We start from the raw sequence: 1,219 nt of genomic DNA on the forward strand, positions 1-1,219 counted from the left end.
GTCGAGGTGCTCAACCCGGTGCGTTCGACGGCGCGCAACCCGCTGTTCCAGATGGGTCTGTCGTTCCAGAACATGGCCGAAACCTCCTTCGAGCTGCCCGGTCTCTCGGTGAGCGCGGTCGACTTCGGTGAGCAGCTTGCCAAGACCGATCTGCAAGTCACCGTCCACGACACGTACGCCGACGACGGCACACCCGCCGAGATCATCGCCCAATTCGGTTATGCCACCGATTTGTTCGATGAGTCGACGGTGCGCGGATTCGTCGACCGATTCGTGCGAGTGCTCGACGCTTTCATTGCCGACGGCTCGGTGGTCATCGGCGAGATCGATGTGCTCGCGCCGGAAGAGAACGCACGGATTCTCGGCGCGTGGAACGACACCACGCATGTGGTCGACTCGGCCGCGACACTGGTGTCGCTGCTGGAGGCGACGGTGGCGGCGACGCCGAACGCCGTGGCCCTTGTCTCCGACGAGGTCATCGGCGAGCGGCAGGAATTCACCTACGCCGAACTCGACGCTCGGGTGAATCGCCTGGCGCGCTACCTGATCGAACGGGGCGTCGCGCCGGAGGACCGGGTCGCGTTGGCCATCCGCCGCTCGACCGATCTGGTTGTGGCGATGTACGCGGTCGCGAAAGCGGGTGCGGCGTATGTGCCGGTCGATCCGGATCAGCCCGCCGACCGCGTCGAGTACATCCTCGACACCGCGGCACCGGTCTGTGTACTGACCACCGGCCGTGACGAATTCACCGCCGCAGCGGTCGACACCGTGGCGATCGACGAGCTGGATCTGTCGGAGTTCCCGGCCGCCGCGGTGGCGGCGGACGAGCGCCGCGGGGCATTGACCGCGGCGAACACCGCATACGTGATCTTCACTTCCGGTTCGACCGGTCAGCCGAAGGGTGTCGCACTCACGCACGGTGCGATCGCCAACCAGTTGCAGTGGAAGACAGCCGAATTCGGCCTCAATGCCGGGGACGCGGTGCTGCTGAAGACCGCCGCGACCTTCGACCTGTCGGTCTGGGAATTCTGGTCGGCGGCGGTATTCGGCGGCCGACTGGTGATCGCCGCCGCGGATGGGCATCGCGACCCCGCGTACCTCAATGAGTTGATGGCGCAGGAGTGGGTGACCACTCTGCATGTGGTGCCGTCCATGCTGGACGCGCTGCTGGCCGCCGAGTTGCCGGACTCGCTGTGGCGGGTGCTCGCCATCGGTGAAG

The 1,219-nt window shown here is 66.2% G+C and carries 1 protein-coding gene; it reads left to right on the forward strand.

Features of this window, described 5'->3' with window-relative positions:
• A partial coding sequence (locus tag ACLMAL_RS39605) for an AMP-binding protein (protein WP_412003767.1) occupies positions 1–1,219 on the forward strand: 1,219 nt, incomplete at both ends.

The organism is Nocardia sp. CWNU-33 (genome assembly GCF_046764895.1).
Lineage (GTDB): Bacteria > Actinomycetota > Actinomycetes > Mycobacteriales > Mycobacteriaceae > Nocardia.